This is a genomic window from Actinomadura xylanilytica, from assembly GCF_030283145.1.
In the GTDB taxonomy this organism is placed as follows: Bacteria; Actinomycetota; Actinomycetes; order Streptosporangiales; family Streptosporangiaceae; genus Spirillospora; species Spirillospora xylanilytica.
This window is the reverse complement of record NZ_JASNWE010000001.1, coordinates 2,048,023-2,068,874: the sequence shown is the minus strand read 5'-3', so window position 1 is coordinate 2,068,874 and position 20,852 is coordinate 2,048,023. Positions and strand designations below refer to the sequence as shown.

The 20,852-nt window shown below is 70.9% G+C and carries 16 protein-coding genes; 5 read left to right on the top strand and 11 right to left on the bottom strand.

The features are described 5' to 3' along the window. Positions 1-16: 16 nt before the first annotated feature. On the top strand, positions 17-1,456 hold the full coding sequence (locus QP090_RS09575; RefSeq protein ID WP_285938210.1) for an acyltransferase family protein: 1,440 nt from the start codon (positions 17-19) through the stop codon (positions 1,454-1,456). Between the two features lie 357 nt (positions 1,457-1,813). Beyond that, a complete protein-coding gene (locus QP090_RS09570; protein WP_285938209.1) occupies positions 1,814-3,127 on the top strand; it encodes an amidase in 1,314 nt (437 codons plus the stop codon). A 5-nt stretch (positions 3,128-3,132) separates the two neighbouring features. Here the strand turns inward: QP090_RS09570 and QP090_RS09565 are convergent, their stop codons facing one another. The 6 genes from QP090_RS09565 to QP090_RS09540 form a co-directional block, all read right to left on the bottom strand. Next, complete coding sequence (locus QP090_RS09565) at positions 3,133-4,818, bottom strand: toprim domain-containing protein (protein ID WP_285938207.1); 1,686 nt, start codon at positions 4,816-4,818, stop codon at positions 3,133-3,135. 121 nt (positions 4,819-4,939) lie between these two features. After that, positions 4,940-7,675, bottom strand: coding sequence for an AAA family ATPase (locus QP090_RS09560; RefSeq protein WP_285938206.1), 2,736 nt, complete (start codon positions 7,673-7,675; stop codon positions 4,940-4,942). Positions 7,676-7,775: 100 nt separating this feature from the next. Further along, positions 7,776-11,780 (bottom strand): type VII secretion protein EccCa, encoded by a 4,005-nt coding sequence (eccCa, locus tag QP090_RS09555; protein ID WP_285938204.1) that lies wholly within the window; start codon positions 11,778-11,780, stop codon positions 7,776-7,778. Between the two features lie 135 nt (positions 11,781-11,915). After that, entirely contained in the window at positions 11,916-12,113 is a 198-nt protein-coding gene (locus QP090_RS09550; protein ID WP_285938203.1) for a DUF397 domain-containing protein, read from the bottom strand. Positions 12,114-12,200: 87 nt separating this feature from the next. Further along, on the bottom strand, positions 12,201-12,398 hold the full coding sequence (locus QP090_RS09545; RefSeq protein ID WP_285938202.1) for a DUF397 domain-containing protein: 198 nt from the start codon (positions 12,396-12,398) through the stop codon (positions 12,201-12,203). Between the two features lie 5 nt (positions 12,399-12,403). Further along, positions 12,404-13,255, bottom strand: coding sequence for a helix-turn-helix domain-containing protein (locus QP090_RS09540; RefSeq protein WP_285938201.1), 852 nt, complete (start codon positions 13,253-13,255; stop codon positions 12,404-12,406). Between the two features lie 220 nt (positions 13,256-13,475). Between QP090_RS09540 and QP090_RS09535 the strand changes: the two genes are divergently transcribed. Next, a complete protein-coding gene (locus tag QP090_RS09535) occupies positions 13,476-14,243 on the top strand; it encodes an ATP-binding protein (RefSeq protein ID WP_285938200.1) in 768 nt (255 codons plus the stop codon). Between the two features lie 12 nt (positions 14,244-14,255). Here the strand turns inward: QP090_RS09535 and QP090_RS09530 are convergent, their stop codons facing one another. The 5 genes from QP090_RS09530 to QP090_RS09510 form a co-directional block, all read right to left on the bottom strand. Next, on the bottom strand, positions 14,256-15,221 hold the full coding sequence (locus QP090_RS09530; protein WP_285938199.1) for a tetratricopeptide repeat protein: 966 nt from the start codon (positions 15,219-15,221) through the stop codon (positions 14,256-14,258). 132 nt (positions 15,222-15,353) lie between these two features. Then, a complete protein-coding gene (locus tag QP090_RS09525; RefSeq protein WP_285938198.1) occupies positions 15,354-15,800 on the bottom strand; it encodes a TY-Chap domain-containing protein in 447 nt (148 codons plus the stop codon). Between the two features lie 5 nt (positions 15,801-15,805). Then, the gene (locus QP090_RS09520) at positions 15,806-16,291 is read right to left on the bottom strand and encodes a DUF6301 family protein (RefSeq protein WP_285938197.1); all 486 of its coding nucleotides are present in this window, start codon (positions 16,289-16,291) and stop codon (positions 15,806-15,808) included. A gap of 6 nt (positions 16,292-16,297) precedes the next feature. Further along, positions 16,298-18,841, bottom strand: coding sequence for a hypothetical protein (locus QP090_RS09515; RefSeq protein ID WP_285938196.1), 2,544 nt, complete (start codon positions 18,839-18,841; stop codon positions 16,298-16,300). Then, positions 18,838-19,203, bottom strand: coding sequence for a DUF6507 family protein (locus QP090_RS09510; protein WP_285938194.1), 366 nt, complete (start codon positions 19,201-19,203; stop codon positions 18,838-18,840). Before QP090_RS09510 ends, QP090_RS09515 begins: the two co-directional genes overlap by 4 nt. Before the next feature lie 111 nt (positions 19,204-19,314). On the opposite strand from QP090_RS09510, the gene QP090_RS09505 reads away from it, so the two are divergent. Together QP090_RS09505 and QP090_RS09500 are read left to right on the top strand one after the other, a co-directional pair. Next, a complete protein-coding gene (locus QP090_RS09505; protein ID WP_285938193.1) occupies positions 19,315-19,674 on the top strand; it encodes a hypothetical protein in 360 nt (119 codons plus the stop codon). Then, entirely contained in the window at positions 19,671-20,747 is a 1,077-nt protein-coding gene (locus QP090_RS09500) for a DUF6177 family protein (protein ID WP_285938191.1), read from the top strand. Before QP090_RS09505 ends, QP090_RS09500 begins: the two co-directional genes overlap by 4 nt. The last annotated feature ends 105 nt before the right edge of the window (positions 20,748-20,852 follow it).

Sequence of the window (20,852 nt, the reverse complement as noted above, 5' to 3'; positions counted from 1 at the left end):
CCTAATGTGGCTCGGAATGCCTTCCAGCACCGCAGCCTCGGCCATCACCTCCGACGCAGGCACCGCTCCCGCCGTCCCCGCGACCGAGGGCGCTCCGGGCCGGCGAAGACTCGACTGGCTGGACGGGCTGCGCGGGATCGCCGCCCTGGTCGTGGTCTTCGAGCACTCGCTGGACGTGCTCTTCCCCGAGGTCCGCAGCACCGCCAGCCCGTGGTTCGACTTCGGCCGCTACGGGGTGTTCGTCTTCTTCCTGATCAGCGGCTACATCGTCCCCGCGTCGCTGGAGCGGCGGCGGAGCGTCCGCGAGTTCTGGATCGGCCGGATGTTCCGGCTCTACCCGCCGTGGGCGCTGGCCGCGGTGATCGGCCTCGCCGTCACGCTGGGCGGGCTGGCCTGGGCCCCGCCGAACGGCCTGGTCGAGCATCCGTGGATCTCCCTGCTGGCGCACCTGACGATGCTCCAGGACCTGCTCGGGGTGCCGAACGTGGTGAACGTCTTCTGGACGCTCTCCTACGAGATGGTCTTCTACCTGCTGATCACGGCGCTGTTCGTCGTCGGGATCCGGCGCAACGGCGCCGGCGCGGGCGCCGGGCTGGGGTTCGCGGCGGGCGCGGTGCTCGTCGGCATCGGGCTGCCCAAGGGAGTGCTGAGTGCGCACTCCGGCACCGGCACCGTCATCGGCGCGGCGGTGCTCATGGCGGGCGGGCTCCTCGCGGTGATGAGCGGACGCCCCGCCGCCCGCCGGTGCGGGGCGGTCGCGCTCGCCGGGACGGCGCTGGTGCTGCTCGCCTTCAACAACCGGATCGGCGGGATGGAGAGCATGGCGATCATCGCGACGATGTTCGCCGGGGCCGGGGTGCATGCCGTGCAGCACCGCCGCGTCCGCCGCGGGCCCGCGCTCGTGATGCTCGCGCTCGTCCCGGTGCTGACCGTGGCGGCCGGGGTGCGCAGCGCGCTGCTCGGGCCGGACGGCGGACCCGCGCTGCCCGCGAGCTGGGGCTGGTGCATCGCGGTCGGCGCCGCGTGGCTGACCTTCGTGTTCGGCCTGGCGGTGCGGAACCGCCGGTTCCCGCGCCCGCTCCCGTGGCTCGGGGTGATCAGCTACTCCGTCTACCTGCTGCATCCGCCGATCGTGCAGCTCGTCTGGCGGTTCGTCGGTGAGGTGCCCGGCAGGCCGGGCGTCCTGGAGCGGATCGGATGGGCGGTCGGGCTGGTCGGCTGCGTCCTGGCCGCTTCGGCGGTCGTCCACCGGTACGTCGAGCTGCCGATGCAGGGGATGGGCCGGCGGCTCGCGCGGTCCACCCGCAGGACGGGCGCCGCGCCACCGGAACCGGCCAGATCGGAGACCGCCACATCGGTACCGGCCTCGGCGGAGCCGGCCACAACGGAGCCGGTCCGGACGGAACCCGCGGCGGAGCCGTCTTCGAGGATCGACGCGGGCAGCCGCCGGAACTGATCATGGTCCCGGCCGGGGGGCCGCGGCGCCGATTCCCGCGATGGGGCCACGGCGGACGGTGCGCGCCCTCGACCGTCCGCCGCGACCCCTTTCCCCGCCCGGTCCACGGGCCGGGCACCGGCTTCAGGGGCGGCGTCCTCGCCGGGCCGCCGCCCCGCCCCCCACGGAACCGGTGCCGGCCCTCCAGGTGGGAAGAAGCTTGCCGCGTACCAGTCCGTAACTTGACCGGACCGCACCCCCGCGCGACGAGCGGTCCCTGGAGTGCGGCGAATGGCCCCGGCCCGTCCGGACGCGGCCTTGACCGAAGATCGCCGCGCGGAGCATGCTGCCCGGACGGACGGTGACGACGGGGGCGGCATGCACGGATTCTTCGCGGGACGCACGCTGGCCGGCCTCGGCGACGACCTGAGGTCCGGCCGGACGACGGCCGCCGAGCTGCTGGGCCGGGCGCTGGAGTCGATCGACCCGGCGCTGAACGCGTTCGTGACCGTCGACGCCGGGGGCGCCGCGTCCGCCGCCCGCCGGGCCGACGCGGACCTGGCCGGCGGCGCCGACCACGGCCCGCTGCACGGCGTCCCGGTCGCGATCAAGGACATCGTCGACGTCGCCGGGCTGCCGTCCGGGATGGGCTCGGCGCACTTCCGCGGCCACCTGGCCGCCGAGGACGCCGAGTGCGTGCGCAGGCTGCGCGCGGCGGGCGCGGTGATCGTCGGGAAGACCGTCACGCACGAGTTCGCGGCCGGGTCCAGCGGCGACGTGTCGGCCGACGGCCCCTCGCGCAACCCGCGCGACCCGGAGCGGATCTCCGGCGGGTCGAGCGGCGGGAGCGCCGTCGCGGTCGCGGCCGGCATGGTGCCGCTCGCGCTCGGCACCGACACGGGCGGCTCGATCCGGATCCCCGCCGCGCTCTGCGGGATCGCCGGGTTCAAGCCCGCGTACGGCGAGATCCCCGCGGACGGTGTGTTCCCGATGGCGGTCTCGCTCGATCACGTGGGCGTCCTCGCCGCCACCGCCGCGGACTGCCGCACCGCCTACCGCGTGCTCACCGGCCGGGCCGCGGACGGCGTGACGGCGAACGGCCGGGCGGCGGACGGCCGGGCGGAGAGCGCCCCGCGAGTGTGCTGGATCGAGCCGCCGCAGGTCGACGCCGAGGTGGGACGCGTCGCCCGCGCCGCCTTCCCGGACGCGCCCGCCGAACGGCTCGACCTGGCGCCGCTGCTCCGCACGTTCTCCGCGCTCCAGGCGGCGGAGACCTACGACGTGCACGCCGAACGCGTCGCCGCCGCCCCGGAGCTCTTCCAGCCCGAGGTGCTCGGACGGCTGCGGCGGATGGGGGAGGTGCCCGCCTGGAAGTACGTGCGGGCCGTCCGCGACCGTGATCGTTTCGCCCGCGAGGTCGCCGGCCTGCTGGCCCGCCACGACGTGCTGGCGCTGCCCACCGTCCCGCTCACCGCGGTGCCGATCGGGACCCGCGACAGCCCGTTCGGCCCGCTGCTGCCGGCCCTGATGAGCCTGACGTGCCCGTGGAACGCGCTGGGGCTGCCCGCGCTGAGCGTCCCGGCCGGGACGTCGCGCGGCCTCCCGGTCGGCGTCCAGCTCGTCACCCGGGCCGGAGCCGAAGACCTCCTGTTCGCCGCGGCGGAACGCGTCACAGCCGGATCCTCCGCCTGACGGGGTCAGGGCGGGGCGGCCGGGCTGACGGCGTCGACGAGGGCGTCGGTGACGGCGCCGGCATCGACGCCGAGGCGGGCCGCGACGCGGACGACCTGCGCGGCGGCCTCGGCCGGACGCCCGGCGGCGATGACCGCGGCGGCGGCCCGGATCGCGGCCAGCCGCTGCTCGGGCGTGCCGAGCGTCCCGCCGGACCGCTCGACGGCGCCGTCGACGACCAGGTCCATCAGCCCGGCGGTGCCGCTCAGCGCCCGCCGGACGGCGCCGGGGCCCTCCTCGCGCAGCAGGTCGGCGGGGTCGCGTCCGGCCGGGAACGGCACGGCCTCGACCGGCCCGCCGACCGGCGCGAGGGTCTCCCAGGCGCGCAGCGCGGCGGTCCGCCCGGCCGGGTCGCCGTCGAGCGCGAGGACGAGCCCCGTCCGGTCGAGATCGGCGGCCCGGCCCAGCGCGGCGAGCTGCGCGGCGGTCAGGGACAGCCCGCACGCCGCGACGGCCGCGTGCTCGCGGGGCGCCGCCGCGAGGCCGACCGCGATCGCGTCGAGCGGCCCCTCGACCAGGACCGGACGGGCGCCGCCCGCGAACCGCTCCCGGGCCTCGTGCAGCCCGTAGAGAAGGTCGCCCTTGTGGAAGAAGGCCGAGTCGGGGCTGTTGAGGTACTTCGGGCCGGTGCCGCCGTCGGGCAGGCGGCCGATGAACCCGGCGATCCTGCCGTCCGCCGTGCGGATGGCGAACATCGCGCGGTCCCGGAACACGTCGTACAGCCGGCCGCCGCGTCCCCGGCGGGCCAGTCCCGCCGCCAGGATCGCCGCATCGTCGTGCCCCAGGCCCCGCAGGTGGTCGGTGAGGGCGTGCGTCCCGCGCGGCGCGTATCCGATCCGCCACTGCTGCTGGACGCTGGACGGGAAACCGCGCCCCTCTAGATAGGCGGGCACCCACCCGTCCGCCAGACGGGCCCGGAAGAAGCGATGCGCCGCAGGCAGTAGGTCGCCCGCGAAGCACGCCTGCTCGTGGATGGTCTGGACGAGCCGCAGAATCCGGTCGCCCAGAGGCGCGGCGGCCCACGGCGCGGACGCCGGGAACGCCGTGCGGGGAGGGGCCAGCCCGCACCGGGCGAGGACGAGGAACGCCACTGAGTCCGCCTCGATCCTGCGCAGCCCGTCGCAGGCGGACGGGTCCGGTGGGTCGATTCGGTCGCCGCTTCTTAGTGCGTGAGCGAGCTGGTGGGCCACCCGCCAGACCGCATCGAGGTCGTCCTGTGGACGCTCGGCGTGCAGGCCGTAGCGGACGGCGAGGGGAAGTAGCCGGTCCCATGCCTGCCGGGGGGTCGCCGGAGCGGACGGGCCGAACGGGAGGCCGTCCGTCTGAGCGAAATCGAACACGGCCCGGGGCCCAGCCGTCCGGGTCGTGCGGCGCCCAAGCGGACCGTTCGCGTCCGGCAGGATCCGGATCCCCGTCTCGCCCTTCCTGACCTGCCGTCCCGCGGTGCGCCACTCCTCGTACGCGCGCACGTCGGTGGCCGCCCGCCACTGCGCGCAGATCAGCAGCGTGTTGGTGAAGCCGTACCGTCCGTGCTTGGCCGCGTGCTCCAGCCACCAGGTCCAGGGCAGCGTCCCGTCGCGGAGCCGCGCGGTCTCCCGCTCGGCTATCCCGCGCAGCAGCGCGGGCAGGCGTTGGTCGTCGGGTCCGGGCATGCACGCCCTCCTCGCCGTCGGCTGGGGAAGCCGGCCAGGTCCGGGACTCGCACATACCGTCATACCCACGAGAAGGGGACATCTCCCCTAGGGGTGGCCGCGGCTTGGCGGGCGGTCGCGCCTACAGGTAGAGGCCGTACAGCTCCTCGGGGTGGTCCATCAGCGGCGGCAGGTCCTCCGGGCCGAGCGTGACGAGCTCGTCGGTGGTCGGCGGCACGACCTTCTCGCCGCCGTCCTCGCCGCCCGGACGCGCGGCCCGCAGCGCCGCGGACGCGACCCGTTCGGCCTGGTTGGCCACCGCGACGTCGAGCAGGTTGCGCATCAGCCGGCCGTTCCCGAACGACGGCCCGCGCGGCGCCCGGCGCAGCATCGCCAGCAGGTCGTCGGAGGTGCCCGGCGAGAGCCGGAACCCGTCGGCGCCCGCGAGCTGTTCGAACACCGCGATCAGCTCGTCGTCGGCGTAGTCGGGGAAGTGGAGCTGCTTGGGGAACCGCGAGTCGAGCCCCGGATTGGCGACCAGGAAGTCGGCCATCTCCTGCTGGTATCCGGCGACGATCACCACCAGGTCCTCCCGGTGGTCCTCCATCAGCTTCACCAGCTCGGCGATGGCCTCGTGCCCGTAGTCGCCCTTCAGCGGCGACTGCGTCAGCGTGTACGCCTCGTCGATGAACAGCACCCCGCCGATCGCCCGCTCGACCAGCCGCCGGGTCCGCGGCGCGGTCTGCCCGATGTACTCGCCGACCAGATGCGCGCGGGACGCCTCGACCAGGTGCCCGGACGACAGCACGCCGAGCTTCTTGTAGATGCGGCCGAGCAGCCGCGCCACCATCGTCTTGCCCGTGCCCGGGTTGCCGGTGAACACCATGTGCCGGGTCGGCGCGGTGACCCGCAGCCCCGACTCGCCGCGCAGCCGCGCCGCGTGCGTGCCCGCGATCAGCAGCGCGATCTCGTGCTTGATCGTGTCGAGCCCGGTGAGTTCGCGCAGCTCGGCCAGCGGGTCGCCGGCCGCCTGCGCGGTGTCCAGCGTCGCCGGGACGTCCTGCTTCCTGATCACCAGCTCCGCGCCCGCCCCGGCCCCGGGCGCGGCCCCTCCGGACGCCCCTGCGGACGCTGCGGTCCGGGCGCGGGCCGCCTGGACGACCTGGTCGGCGAGCTGCGGCGCGAGCCGCGCGTTCCGCAGAGTCTGGACCGGCGGCGTCGCGGCCAGCACCGTGCCCGCCGCGGTGATCGCGTGCCGGGTGGCGCGCGCCCCGCGCCGCTCCACCGCCCGCCGGAACAGCTCGGCGTGCCCCTCAGCGGTGAACGGCACGGTGTGCGCGATCCGGAACCGCTGCGGCAGCACCGGGTTGACCTCCCGGATCCGCTCGTCGCCGCCCGCCCCGCACAGCGCGACCAGATGCAGGTCGGGGTGGACGGCCAGCAGCCGGTGCAGCTCGCCCGCGAGCGCCTCCCCGTTGCCCGGCTCGGCGACGATGGCGTCCAGCCCTTCGATGATCAGCAGCCGGTCGCCGGTGCAGTCCCGCACGTCGGCGTGCAGCTTGGCGACGGCGTCGGGCAGCCGCTGCCCGGAGAACAGGTTGTCGGTCACCCACAGCGGATCGCGGCCGAGCGCGAGCGCCTTGCCGAGCTCCTGCGCCGCGTCGCGCTTGCCCGTCCCGTCGGGCCCGGCGAGCAGCAGCCGCACCGGCTCGCTGCCCTGGCTGAGCTCCGCCAGCGCGGCGGCCACCTCGGGCTGGCCGACCAGCGCGCTGGCCAGTTCCGGCCGCGCCTGCGGCTCGGGCCGCTCGGCCGGCGCGGGCAGCCCGGTCGTCAGCGGGTTCACCACCCGCCGCCGCGGCGCGTACAGCCGGCGCAGATCGGTCTGGAACTGCCTCACCGGGATCCACTCCGGCTTGGGGAACCAGGGGTCGCCCGGCAGCCCCTGGACGATCGCGACGAACCGCATCGCCATGTCGAGCCACGCCCGGCACGCGTCCGCGCCCCCCGACACCAGCGCGCGGGCCAGCCACGCCCGGGTCTGCTCCTGCCACGACCCCGCCTTGAACCCGCGCCGCTCATGCGCGAACCGCTGCTGAAGATCGCGGTACCGGTCCTCGCCCAGCGCCGCGACCAGCTCGGCCGGGACGTGCTCCAGGCTGCCCTGGAGCAGGAGCTGGATCAGATGCCCCTCGACCGTCTCCTCGCGCGGCGCGAGCTGCACCAGGTGCTCGTACGCGGCGAGCAGCCCCGAGCACACCCACTCCAGGTACCCGACCGGCCCGAGCAGCTCGGGGACGGCCGCGACGGTGTCGTCGGACGCGTGCGCGTTCCAGTGCTCCCGCAGCTCCATCTTGGGCAGGTTCACATCGCACGCGGGCGGCTCGTCGTACAGCCGCAGCAGCGCCGTCCGCCGGGCCTCCAGCGGCTCGATGCCCTCCAGCGCCACCAGGCAGTCGCGGGCCAGCTCGATCGCCAGCTTCCGGTCGGGCGTCTCGATCAGCCAGTCGACCGGCGGACGCCACCGCCCGCCGGGCGCGTCCCACCTGGTCATCCGCGTGCTCAGCGGCCCCGGGTTCACCAGGTGCCGGTGCAGCAGCCGCTCGGGAAGCTGCGACCGCGACCCCGCCTTGATCGCCCCGCCGCCCGGCAGGAACGCCAGGATCCCGAAGATCTCCGCGGTCACCAGCGAGGCCGGCAGTGTCAGCAGCTTGTGCTCGTCGGTGGTCAGCTCCGCGCACCGCGGATCGGCGGCCAGCCCGTCGATCCGCGCGCCGATCTCCTCGAACAGCCCGTCCGGCACCCGCCACGGCCCGTGCGAGTAGACGTCCAGGACCGGCTCGTCGGTGAGCAGTAGCTCAAGGTGCTCCGGCAGCCGCACACGTTCTCCCCAATAGAGATCAAAACCGAGGTATCAGCCTACGTTTCAGAAAGAGGCTCCGGTCCGGTCATCCGCTCCAGGCGGAAGCCGGACAACATGGTCAACGCCGCGCCGAGGCCGTTCCCGTCCCCTCGTCCGGCCCCGCCGCGGGGTCCAGCAGCGCGGTCTGGACGAGCCGGGCCGGGCGCCCGCGCTGGATCCACATCCCCCGCCCGGGCGGCTGAGGCGCCGGGTACAGCGGCGGGAAGAGCTGCCCCTCGGACCGGTCGCCGGACATCACCAGCGCGGTCGCCCCCGTCTCCCGGACGGCCTGGACGAGCGGGTCGTAGAGCCCCCGGCTCGCCCCGGAGACCCGCCGGGTCAGCACGAAGTGCAGCCCGATGTCGCGTCCGGCGGCCACGAACGGCAGGAACGCGTCCAGCGGCTGCTGCCCGGCCGCGGTCAGCAGGTCGTAGTCGTCCACCAGGACCACGACGCGCGGCCCGGCCACCGCGCCGCCGCCCGCGGCCTCGGGGACCCTCCCCTCCAGCTCCTTGGCGACCCCTGCGGCGAGCCCCGCGCAGGCGCGCGCGTTGGTCGCGTACCCGCCCAGATACGGCTCGGAGACCAGATCACCGAGGGTCCGCCGCGGATCCATCACCGCGAACACGACCTCGCCCGGCGGATGCCGGTCGGCCAGCCCGGCCGCGACGAGCCTGAGCAGGTTGGTCTTGCCGCACTCCCCGTCGCCGAGCACGAGCAGGTTCTGGTCGCCGTCGAACAGGTCCAGCAGCACCGTTCCGAGCGCCTGCTCGTCGACGCCGACGGGCACCGCGTCCGGTGCCAGGCCGGGACCGGGCAGCGACGCCGCGGCGAGCCGGTGCGGCAGCACCCGCACCGGCCGCGCGGCCGTGCCCGTGAAGGCGCCCCGGACCGCCTGCGCCGTCGCCTCGACCGCCTCGCCGAGATCACCGGTGTCCGGCACCGCGTCGACCCGGGGCAGCGCGACCTGCCCGAACAGCCCGCCGTCGGTGAGGGCCCGCCCCGCCAGCCCGGCGCCGATGGTCTCGGCGAGCTTCCGGTCGATGGACGAATCGGTCGCGTCGTTCAGGCGCAGCTCGACCCGCTGCCCGAAGTTCGACTGCATCGCGATCCGGACGTCGTTCCAGCGCAGCATCCCCGCGACGATGTGGATCCCGTACCCGCTGCCCCGTTGCAGCAGGTCCGACACCAGATCGTCGATCTCCTCGAAGTCGTCCCGCAGCCCGCCGAACCCGTCGATCACCAGCACCACGTCGGCGCACGGCAGCTCCGGGACCCGCCCCGCCGCGTGCAGCAGCCGCAGCCGGGCCACCGAGTCGACGCCGTGCAGCCGGAAGACCTCCTGCCGCCGCTCCAGCATCCCGCGCACCTCCTCGACCGTGCGCCGCACCCGCTCGCGGTCGGTGCGCCCCGCGACCCCGCCGACGTTCGGCAGCCCCGCCACCGCCTGGAGCCCCCCGCCCACCAGGTCGAGCGCGTACACCGACACCTCCGCCGGGGTATGGGTGAGCGCCAGCGAGAGCACCAGCGTGCGCAGCAGCGTCGTCTTCCCCGTCTGCGGCGCCCCGATGATCGCGGCATGGCCGCCCGCCACGGTCAGATCGAGATCCCACCGGCCCTGCCACTGCCGCCGCGGCTCGTCGAGCAGCCCGACCGGAACCCGCAGCGGCTGGGCGTCCGCCGCCGTCCGCGCCCCCAGCTCGGTGACCCGCACCGGTCCGGCGACGGCGTCCAGCGTCGTCGCGGCCGGCAGCGGGGCGAGCCAGATGTTCTGCACCCGCTCGCCGACGAGCTGGGAGACCAGCACGTCCAGCAGCGTCGGCCCGACCGTCCGCTCGGGCAGCCGGTCCTCCTCCTGCGGATCGCCCGACGGCTCCGCCGCGTCCGCCGCGCTGTACGCCTCGTAGGGACGCACCGGCGCCGGACCCGCGTCCACCTCGTCCTCCGCGGCCATCGGCCCCCGGTACGGCCCCGACACGTAGCCGCCCTTGAACCGCTGGTACAGGCTCGTGTCGACCTTGAGGTAGCCGAACCCCGGCAGCGCGGGCAGCCGGAACGCGTCGGGGGAGTCCAGGACCGTGCGGCTCTCCTCCTCCGAGAACGTCCGCAGCCCGATCCGGTACGACAGGTAGGTGTCGAGCCCGCGCAGCTTGCCGCCCTCGATGCGCTGGCTCGACAGCAGCAGGTGCACCCCGATGCTCCGCCCGATCCGCCCGATCGACAGGAACAGCTCGATGAAGTCGGGCCGCGCCGTCAGCAGCTCCCCGAACTCGTCGATGATCACCAGCAGGTGCGGCAGCGGCGGCAGCTCCGGGCGCCCATGGGTCCGCTGGTGGTTGTAGTCACCGATGTTGGCGATGTTGCCCGCGTCCCGCAGCACCTGCTGGCGGCGCTGCACCTCCCCGGACAGGCTCGCGTAGGCCCGCTCGATCAGCCCCGCGTCGTCCTCCAGGTTCGTGATCACCCCCGCCACGTGCGGCAGCGACGCGAACGGCGCGAACGTGGCGCCGCCCTTGTAGTCGACCAGCACCATGCTGACCTGCTCGGGCGGATGCGACACCGCCAGCGACAGCACCAGCGTGCGCAGCAGCTCGCTCTTGCCGGACCCGGTCGCCCCCACGCACAGCCCGTGCGGGCCCATGCCGAGCTGCGCCGACTCCTTGAGATCCAGGATGACGGGCTGCCCGGTGTCGTCCACTCCGATCGGCACCCGCAGGAACGCCCGCTCGCTCCGCGGCGCCCACAGCCGCCCGAGCGGCAGCGCCTCGGCGTCCTCCACCCCCATCAGCGCCGTGACGTCCACGCCGCCGCTCTGCACCGCGTTCTCCTCCACGGACTCCCGGGACAGCCGCAGCGGCGCGAGCATCCGCGCCAGCCCCGCCGCCGTGGGCGCCGGGACCTCGTCCAGCGACCCCGCCCGGACCTCCGGGACGCCCTCCCGCAGGTCCTCCACCTGCACCTGCCCGTCCCGCACCATGACCCGGACCCCGACGTCCCCGGGCTCGTGCGTCCGGTCGGCCAGCAGATGCACCACGGTCGCGGCGAGCCCCCCGGGCCCGATCGTCTCGTCCGGCCGGACGAGCTCCGTCGCCGTCTCCCCGTACGAGTCGTGGATCAGCACCAGCCGCCGCAGCGACCGGTACGCGTCCCGCTGCCCGAGCCCACGGCGGATCTCGGTCGCGAAATCGGTCCGGTCGCGCAGATCGTCGGCCAGCAGCGAGCTCAGCCGCTGCGGACCGGACGCGATCAGCCGCACCGGCACCGGCCCGTCCCGCCGCGCCGGATCGAGCACATGGGGGAGCCACTTCACCCAGTCCCAGTCCGCGACCCGGTCGCTCCCGCAGGCGACCCCGAGCGCCGCGTCCTCGGGCGCGTGGAACGACGCGAGCTGCACCAGCAGCGCCCGGCTCACCGCCAGCACGTCGTCCCGCGAACCGATCACGCTCACGTTGCCGGCCATGTCGAGCGGAACCGTCAGCGGCATATCCGGCGCCGTCGCGAACCGCCCGATCGCGCCCCGGGCCTCCGCGAGCATGAACGGATCGGTCGGCACCAGCGCCGTCCCCTGCTCGCCCAGCTCCAGCGGCGTCCCGGGCCCCGTCCCCGTGCCGACCCGCACCTGGAGGAAGTCCGGATGGGGCCGCCGCCGCTCCCACAACCGCGCCGGATCCCGGACGACGTCGTACAGCGCCTCAGGCGGCGGATGCAGCAGCCGCCCGTGCGCCCGCGCGTCCCGCTCGACCTGCCCGAGGTCCTCGCGCAGCTCCTCGAGGTACTCCAGGTACCGCTCCCGCTGCCCCCGCCGCTGCCGCGACACCTGCCCCCGTCGCGACACCAGCAGCGCCCCGCCCGCCAGCACCGCCACGACCAGCATCACCGCGCCCAGCGCGATGAACGCGGGGTTGCGCAGCACCGTCATCACGGTGAGCGATCCCATCATCCCGACCATCGGCAGGATGGCGAACAGCTGGCTCCCCGTCCCGCCCGCCTCGGGCAGCGTGGGGGGCGCCTCCACCTGCCGGACGTCCCGCGAAGGGAGCGGATGCACCGTCCGCGCCGGCCGATGGACGATACGCGCCGTCACGTCGCCTCCTAGGCGGCTTGACCAATCTCAACCCCAGATGTCACGCACGACCATATTCCTCGGAACCACCCCGAGAACGCGGTCCGTGTCCGTTCTGCGATTGATTTGCGCAATCGATGCAAGCGCCCCACCGCCCTACAGGTCCAGCCCACCCCGCTTGATCCGCCCGACCAGCCTCCGGAAGGCCGGGGAGGGGACGAGGTGGACGGGCCCCGCCCCGTCCTTGCTGTCCCGGATCATGACCGTCGACCCGGCTGCGGCAACCTCGATGCACTCATTGCCTCCAACCTGCGACCTGCTGCTCTTACGCCAGACTGCCTGCGATGAATCCATGTCGCCTCACCCGAGCTGTTTCGTCAGGTACGCGCGATCGGCCAACTCGGTCGGCCTGCGCCAGTTCGCGACGGCCCCGCCGTCGCCCTACAGGTCCAGCCCACCCTGCTTGATCCGCCCGACCAGCATCCGGAAGGCCGGGGAGGGAAGGAGGTGGACGGGGCTCGCCTCGTCCTTGCTGTCCCGGATCATCACGGAGCCTCCCATGCGTGCGACCTCTACGCAGTTCTGGCCGCCACCGCTGGACCTGCTGCTCTTGCGCCACCTCGTCTTGGAAATGTCCATTCAGTTCACTCAATCAGTCGGGTCAGGTGCTCATACGTGGCGACAGGGTCGAGAGCAGCCGCACACATCCGGTCAAACCTGACCATATAGCGCGCAAGCTCATCCTTCTCCTCCAACATCCGATCGTCGACCGTGGTTTCGAGGTAGATGATGTCCCGGTCGGTGGGATCGGGAAAGCGCAGGTGAACAAATGGTTCGCTCGTTCCCGGATAGATCCCGTCGGCGATCGTCAGGACCTGGATGTCGATGTTGAGACGGGCCGACATGTCGATGAGGTGCTGTACCTGGTCGCCGAGAACCTCGCGATCGCTGATCCTGAGCAGGGCATTCTCGTCGATCAGAGCCTTCAACCGGCTCGGATCGCGTCTCCTGGTAAGGATCTTCTGTCGCTGTAGGCGGGCGTCGACATGCCGCCCGATCTCGTCCGGATCCTCGATTCCGGCGATGCGGGTGACCATCTGGATGTAGCCGGGCACCTGGAGGAGCCCCGGTATGAAGACTGACTCGAAGGTGCGGATCTCCGCCGCCCCGGCCTCCAGTCCGACGAAGTCGTCCCGGAAGACGTTGTTGTACTTTCGCCACCAGCCTCGCTGTCGCGCCTCGCGGGTCAGCTCGATCAGCGACTGCGTATCGGCCGGGCTCACGCCGTAGAGCTCGCAGAGGTCGGCGACGGCATCGCTGTTGGGGTCGACCCACTTGGCCTTCTCGATGTAGTTCAGCTTGGACGGGCTCCAGTGCAGCCGCTTGCACACCTCGCTGGTCGTCATGCCGCACTGCTCGCGCAGCTCGACGAGCTTCCGACTGAGGGCGCGTTTCTTGATCGTCGGGCTGTAGCCGCTCGCCTGGATCTTCGCCATCCCGGTCGTCCCTCCCAAAGTCGACACTCAGTCATCGAAATTTCGAGAATCTAATTCGAACCACTTGAAGCTTTGATGCGGTGAGAGCAGTATCTAGCTCGTCACGGAACGTTCGCAGGCGATTACGTAGAACGATCAAGAAGCTGCGCGATCGGATCTCCGATGAGGCAGCCACACCCCCAGGTGGAGATATGCGGATCTCACTCATAGAGGTGTCCCGATGACCACTGGACACCTTCCCGACCTGCTCACCGGCGGATGTTCGGCCTGGCCACTGCCCGCGGACGAGACCTGCGCGGCCACGGCCCGCTCGTCCCTGCGCGCACCGCTGAAAGTCCTGGACGTGCCGGACGGCGTGGCCGACGACATCACCCTCGCGGCATCCGAGTTGGCGACCAACGCCCTGCGGTACGGGCTGGTCGGCGGGCGAACGTCCGCTTCCTCCGGCAGCCCCCTCGAACTATGGGCGTACCACCGGTCCACCCCCACCAGCCAGCTCGTGTTCAAGGTTTTCGACCCGAACCCAGGCTGGACCCAGCCCGATCCCGCCCAAGGCGGCCTCTACACCGAACGGGGCCGAGGGATAGCGATCGTCGAGGCGCTGTCATCGCGGTGGGGCTGGCATCAGAGCCGATCCAGGCTCAGCCCTCGACCGACGTCCGGCAAGGTGACCTGGTTCTGCGTCCCGATGCCGAGATCCTGCACCCCTCCCCGATCCCCCCACCTACCGATCACACAGGCCGCCAGGGTGCTGCAAGAGCATCTCGCCGCCCGTGGCCTGAACGCGGCTCGGTGCGAGCACGACCCCCAACACTCCTTTGTGATGATCCCGGGCGTGACGATCTCGTCCGAACCCCCGGGTACCTTCCGCTGGTACACCCACCCGAACGGCACCCACCACCAGCGCCCCTTCGCGGACCTGAACGACGTCGTCGAGGCGGCCATGCACCACCACGAGCAACTTCTCCTTGCGCGGGAGAACCTTTGATCCGAGGACTCGCTAGAAACAGGTTCTGGTGTTGATTCGGAGGGGGCGCCCGGGTGGGAGCGGTGACTCCAGCGGTTCGTGCACCGGAATGTCCGACCAGTCGACGCGGGACGATCCGCCCTCCGGTGCGGCTCGGACTCGGCTTCTCAGGTCGTACCCGGCGACTGGACGTCCGGGCCGGTGAATGTGCAGAACGGCACCGTCGTCCTCTCCCTCGTCATCCTCGGCCGGATCTATGCCCTGGATGCTCAGCCTCTCATCGGCGTATGTACGCGCATCGGCGACGGAGCTGAACAGGAGGAAGCGATGGTCCGAGTCGTTGTTGTTAACCTCGAAGAAGACACGGAGCAGGGCAAACCCGTGGCGACCGTGACTTATCTCTGAAATATGTGGCTCCTCGCCCCACATCCTCGCCTCGTCCCATGACATCTCGTTGGGCGACGAGTGTCCGGCGGGAAGCGCGTCGAAATATTCCAGGCACGAGCGGGCACAGGATTCCCCCGGGTCCCGGTGCAGCGCCTCCTCATAGGCCGCGATGGCGCCGTCACGGTCGCCGGACCAGGTCAGCGCGTGCCCCAGGTGCAGCGGCACGAGGGCATCTTCGGGGTCGGCGTTCAGGGCTGCTCGCGCAGCTCGAATGGCCTGCTCAGTGAGCGGACGGCTGAGACCTTCCTTGTCGTGCTCACCCAGTCCATCGAGGAGTGTGCCGTCAGCGTCGTCGAAATCGCAGTTCACCTTGGAGCACGCGCAGTGCCGCAGCGCGAACGCCGCCGCCGTGGAGCGAAGGACGGCAATGGTCGCGGCAGTCTCGGTATCGCCGAGGACATTCTTCCGTTCGGCCTCGTCGCAGCAGCGCCGCGCATCCGCCAGCGGCCCGAGACCACCGTCCTCGAACCCGAAATGCCGGAGCCAGTACTCACACTCGCCAAGCGAGCGGCTCGCACGGACCAGCAGGACGCTCACACCGTCATCAGCCATGCCGCCGAAATCTACACCGCTGCGCGATAGAGGACACAATGAAGAAGCATTCTGTTCGAGTAGGCCGATTTACGCGATCGGAGGGTTGTGGCCATCCCGCATTTCGTCGGGAACTCTTACCGGTTGAGGATGTCAGAGCTTTCGTGGCAGGCCCAGTCTCGGGAGCTCGATGGCTTCGTTGCCGGTTCTCTCATTCCAGGCGCGATACCACCAGCCGTCGGGGTTCGATATTCCGTATCCGTCCCGAAGAGCGACGATCGCCATGTCCGCCAGCTCACGGTACTGAGCTGAAGAGGCCGGCCACTGCAGTTGGTACCACCAGTTGTCGGCCGGATGGCCGGGTGGTGATTCATGCCAACCAGCCTGCGAGATGATGTGTTCGCCTTCCTGGGACGCCTGGAGATGCGATGCCAGAAAACAGTTGGCCACCACATAGGCGAGGAGATGGTCGTCACCCTGGGCGAACTGAGTGTAGTGCCCGTCCTCTACTTCCTCGGCCTCGGATATGACTACTAGCGCCCCGGCCGGGAGGTCGGCCAGTGTTACCGTCAGTTTGGCGCTGAACTCGTCCCAGTCCATGCTTGTCACAGCCCCAGTCTCACCGCCTCGTCATGCTCGTCGATATATTCGTTGGTGAAAATGGATAGCTTTACAACGACAGACAGCCAGGAGACAGCGATGGTAGTGTTTTCCGCCCTCCATCGCACCTGCCGGGATTCTCCGGGGCGGCGCTCCGTCGGCTCCCCCAGGACGGATTCGGCAGCCGACACCGCCTGAAAGAAGATGTCCTGAAGCCAGGCGCGTTCATCTTCCGTCTCACCGGCCACGGAAGATGACACCCTAGTGGATATTTCACCAACACGCTCTAGTCGGTGAAATCTGATGTCTCCGCTGGCCATGCCAAACCCGGTGTTCAATCGCATTCCTCGACGCCGCCGGGCTTCGACCGTCCAGCCAAAGCGAGCGACTAGTTGGTCCACTTCTTCCGGATTCCAGGACCACTGGAGATCGTGAAAATCCGTGACCAGGGCAATTATTTCCGAATAGGGCATAGATTTCAAATTGGTCATTATTTGTCAATCTGTCGGATTGAGTCCAGAGATTCGTTTCGGCGCGAAGGGGTTGCCGTGACGGGTCAGGTCGAACTGTGACCATGATACCCGCCCCGTCTGGTCCACATTCACTAGATATGCGTCAATTCTTAGCTCATTTTTTTGCAGTTTCTTCATCAATATGTCTTTGAGGTGTGAGTCGGCGCCAAATGCTCTGCCCAGGTCGGGGTCGTGGGCGAGAATGAACTCAAGATATTCTGGGCTCCCTTGCTGGGCGCGCTTCAGTCCCTCGACGAGCCTTCCGCCGAGTGTTGAGGTTCCCCCTTTGGCTTCGATGATGGTGAGTCTAGAGCGGTCAGCTGAGACGGCGGCCATATCGACCGTTCCGGGTCTGCCTGGGGCGTCGCTCAGTGGCGTCAGCTTGGTGTGCGGACCGAGTTTTCTAAGAAGATCTTCTGCGCCGACCATTCCCATTCGCTCGCTTGTCCTATTAAGATCGACACCGCTTTCCCGGTAGTGCTCTGTGAGGTCACTGAGCGAATCCAGAGCGTCAAGCCGTCGACCTTTTTCCAAGGGTGATAGATTGGGATCGCGCTCGATCCGCAGTCGGATCTGCTCTTCCTTCTTCTCCCATTTTTCAATGCCGAGATCGTGAATATCTTTGATGCCGAAGTAGTTCGTTTCGCCAAATTTACTGATGCCGAGAATCTTTCGAATGTCGGCGCGGATGTCCTTGCGTATGTTGGCGAACTTGTTTCGGTCTCTGATCAGTTCGGCGATTTTTGAGGCCGCATCCGGGGTTGGGATATGGGGATGGGACTTGCCTGGTTTTGCCAGATGGTCGTAGGGCTTGCTGGCGTGAGGATCGCTGAGAAAGCCCCCACTGGGGCCATGTAGTCTGTGATTTATGTCATTTCGGTGCGACCCTGGCGGGTCGCCGTCGAAGTGCAGCTTTCCGTCCGGGGTGCGGTAACTCCCGTCTTTGATGTCACCTGTGCGATGTAGTTTTCCGTCTTCGGCTCGGTAGAGATCTGGCGGTGTCGTGTCGGGATCTTCTGGAGTCCGCTCGTGGGGAGGCGGATTTTCTGAGCCATTACTGTCCGGATGACCGGGAGTGCCCTCGTGGGGATCCGGGGGTTGGGACGGGCCTTCGGGGTGGCCCTCGGGGCCGGGGGGTGTGCCTTCTCCGCCTGGAGGTTTGCTGCCTGGCGGGGAGTGGCCGGCGTTGATCTCGTGGGGTGGGCGGGCGCCGCCGGCCATGGCGGGGACCTTGGGGTGGTCGGCGGGGGAGCCGGGCTTGGCGCTGTTCGGGAGGTCGTCGCCGGGCGGACGGGGGCGGCGGTCGAGTTCGTTGAAGGCCGGCTCGTGGGGCTTGCCGATCTGGTCGATCTCGCGGCGGAGGCCGCCGACGGTGGGGAGGCCGGCCGGGTTCCGGGCGGGGGTGTCGGGAAGGTGGAGGCGGACGGTCTTGGGGTCGATGATCTGCGGCATCTTCCCACCGCGCAGGCCATTGATGCCGTCGGCCACGTTGCGGACGAGCTTGGCTCCGGCATTGCCCAGTCCGGTGAGCGTGGGGGCGACTGCTCCGGCTGCCCTGCCGACGCCTCGTCCGGCCGCGGCGCCGCCGCGTCCCAGCTTGGAGAAGGAGAAGATCGTGGTCGGGATGTTGAAGGCGGCCTGGCCTGCGGCGCCGGCGTAGTTGCCCTTCTTGGCCTTGTCCCAGCCGATGAGCTCCTGGCCGAGGTGCTTCCAGGCGGTCAGGGCCTTCCGGGCCTCCTTGTCGCCGGCCGCACCTTCGATCCAGGTGCTGGGGGACGCGCCGTAGGCGAGCTGGTAGAGGCCCTTCCACGATCTTTCGAGGCCCTCTGGATCGGTGACGTCGACCAGGGAGAAGGTGCCGGTGACCATGCCCCAGCCCGCGCCGCCGAAGCCCTTGAGCGTCCGCTGCCACCAGGGGTCGGGCGTCTCGATGGGCCTGCCCCAGGGGAGGGGGACGTTTCCAGGGACGGTGATCCAGCCGTACCGCTGGTAGCCAGGGGGGAGCCTGCCGCCATGGTCGTCGCCGAAGTCGCCCGGGACGTAGTGCGGCCCGCCGGTCAGTGCGTTGATCTTGTTGGCGCAGTCGCGTTCGGCGCGCTGGAACGCGATCAGGCCCCAGCCCTTAATCTGGTTGACGAGGCTGTTGTAGCGGTCCCGCTTGCCGTCGTCCTTCATGGCGTCCGGGTCGCCCATGACGTCCTGGTTGAACGCGACGACCTCGCCCTGCAACCTGACCATCTGCTGCTGGATCTTCGCGACCTCCTGCGCGAACTCCTCCAGGGCGCTCGCGACGGTGCCGCTCTGGGAGCCGACCGTGTCGCCCTGAGCCTTGACCGGGCCCATCGCGGCCAGGAGCGTGCCGGCCTCGGGCGCCTTGTAGAAGGGGGCCAGGCCGGTCCAGGTCTTGGCGACCTCGGCTCCGGTCTCGTGGACCTCGCCCCCGGCCTTGCGCACTCCCTTGGCGGCGGCCTGCACCTTCTCGGCGACGCCGGTGTAGTCGGGCAGCGTCCGCAGGTCGATGCTGGTCATTTCCCGAACTGCCCGTCCGCGCCCGGCATGACGAGTCCCCAGCGCTGGGCGGCGGCCCCCTTGCGGGCGTGGCGGCGGGCGCGCTCGCCCATCTCCTGGTCGGCGGCCAGGTAGAAGCCGGTCGCCTTGAACGCCCCGTCGGTCGCGCGGACGATCCGGTTGCCCATCCCGAGGAGGCGCGGGTCGACCTGCTGCGCGAAGCGCAGCAGCGCGGCGCCCACGATCGGGCTGTGACACCCCTCGGCGGCGTCGGCGAGGTTGACGCGGAGGGCCTTCCGCTGCTTTTCGAGTGGACGTATGTGGACGCGTGTCCGATTGAGGATCGATTCAATGTTGCCGGGGTGGATTATGTAGGTTCCCACGCCGCATGCCTCCGTGACCGACCATGGATCAAAGTGCGAATATATCGGCCCTTAGTGTCAGATTTCCATGTCAAGATGATCTCCAACGGCCCGCGGATGAAGGGTGACCTGGTGACTTATGACGTCGTTGCGCTGATCAGGGAACCGCCCGATCAGCGGGCCGTCCTGGACGCTCTCGGCGCGGTCGGGGAGGAGCTCCTGGTGGACGTGCTGGAGCACGGCGGCGTGGTCCAGTTGTGCGACGCCGAGGGCGGCACCCTGCTGTCGATCGAGGAGCCCGTCCTGATCCAGGTGCGCGGCGAGGCCGAGCGGCTGCTGGGGCCGGTGGCCGCCGGGCTGGACCCGCCGCTGTGGTGGGTGGAGGCGCGTGCCGCCGAGCGCGACGGGGCCCGGGACCGCGCCCGCGTGTTCGCCGGTGCTCTGGTCGCGGGGCTCGGCGGCGTGGTCTGGGACCCGGAGGAGCACCGGTGACCCGTCCTCATCCGGCCATCGATCTGGTCACCGGCAGCGCGGCGCTCATCGTGCAGAAGCGCCCCCTGGTGCCGCTCACCCGGTGGATCGCCGACGCGATCGGCGCCGCCGCGGAGGCCGGGCTCCCCTTGCAGATCGTGACGCCGCACGACGCGCGCCTCACCATGCCGCTGCACTCGCTCCTCCAGCCGCCTCTCCTGCGCTGGGTGGCGGGGCACCCGAACGGCTTCTACGACGGGCTGTCCGGGGAGCCGCTCGACTTCGACGGTTCGTGGTTCGTGCCGGTGGACCCTGGACGGCGGGCCGGGCCCTTCCTGAAGACCCCGGAGGGCGCGGACGGCGTCCGGCTGATGCTCAGTTTCCGCGTCCGCCACCCGGCCTCGGAGTCCACCAGGCTGGGCGCCGCGACCGAGGCCGCCTATCGGCTGCTCACCGGTGCGGGGCCGTCCGGGTGGGGCACCGGCGAGCCGGTCGCGAGGACCTGGAACGCGGACGACATCACGGCGCTGTGCCGCGAGCGGGCGCCGCAGGGCACCCGGTTCTGCCACACAGGTGCCGCCGGGGCCATCGGGACGACGCACGTCACCCGCAACACCGAGGGCGTCGACGAGGAGGTCGCCCTGCACGCCGGATACCGGGCGGGGCAGGACGTGCCCGTCGAGCGGGTCGCGGTTCTCGTCGAGGAACTGGCGGCCGGACATCACCTCGTCGACGTGCAGGCGCAGGTCAGGCCGGGACGTCCGGACCTCACGGCCGTCCCGCACTGGACGGGGCCGTCCGCGCCGATCGGCATGGCGCTGGGCCCCGCGTCCGTGCGTGAGATCGGACGGGAGCGGGCCCTGGACTTCCCGCGGGCCGTGCCGCTCGGCCCTGGCCGATTCCCCGCGGTCTGGTATCCGCTGGGAGACGGCCGGACGGACGGGACGGCGGAGGCGGCGTGGACCGTTCTGGACGAACTGGTCGTCCACTTGGGGCCAGGGGATCAGGCGCCCGAGAACCCGTCGCGAAGTGCGCCGACTCGTCCGGCCGAGCCACTGCGGGAGGGGATTTGGCGCGGAAATCGGGAGAGATGATCGGCCCACTGGATTAGGCTTTGGGCCTTATCTCTCAGATGTCACGTATGGGAGCATGGAGCCCTGGCGATCACCGTCGGCTTCTGCGACAGAACTGCGAACCGA

What these genes read in the sequence shown, in the direction of transcription:
- QP090_RS09515 (WP_285938196.1), bottom strand. Translation starts at nt 18,841, where the DNA reads ATGACCAGCATCGACCTGCGGACGCTGCCCGACTACACCGGCGTCGCC.
- QP090_RS09520 (WP_285938197.1), bottom strand. Translation starts at nt 16,291, where the DNA reads ATGACCAATTTGAAATCTATGCCCTATTCGGAAATAATTGCCCTGGTC.
- QP090_RS09525 (WP_285938198.1), bottom strand. Translation starts at nt 15,800, where the DNA reads ATGGACTGGGACGAGTTCAGCGCCAAACTGACGGTAACACTGGCCGAC.
- QP090_RS09545 (WP_285938202.1), bottom strand. Translation starts at nt 12,398, where the DNA reads ATGGACATTTCCAAGACGAGGTGGCGCAAGAGCAGCAGGTCCAGCGGT.
- QP090_RS09570 (WP_285938209.1), top strand. Translation starts at nt 1,814, where the DNA reads ATGCACGGATTCTTCGCGGGACGCACGCTGGCCGGCCTCGGCGACGAC.
- QP090_RS09530 (WP_285938199.1), bottom strand. Translation starts at nt 15,221, where the DNA reads ATGGCTGATGACGGTGTGAGCGTCCTGCTGGTCCGTGCGAGCCGCTCG.
- QP090_RS09540 (WP_285938201.1), bottom strand. Translation starts at nt 13,255, where the DNA reads ATGGCGAAGATCCAGGCGAGCGGCTACAGCCCGACGATCAAGAAACGC.
- QP090_RS09550 (WP_285938203.1), bottom strand. Translation starts at nt 12,113, where the DNA reads ATGGATTCATCGCAGGCAGTCTGGCGTAAGAGCAGCAGGTCGCAGGTT.
- QP090_RS09535 (WP_285938200.1), top strand. Translation starts at nt 13,476, where the DNA reads ATGACCACTGGACACCTTCCCGACCTGCTCACCGGCGGATGTTCGGCC.
- QP090_RS09565 (WP_285938207.1), bottom strand. Translation starts at nt 4,818, where the DNA reads ATGCCCGGACCCGACGACCAACGCCTGCCCGCGCTGCTGCGCGGGATA.
- QP090_RS09575 (WP_285938210.1), top strand. Translation starts at nt 17, where the DNA reads ATGCCTTCCAGCACCGCAGCCTCGGCCATCACCTCCGACGCAGGCACC.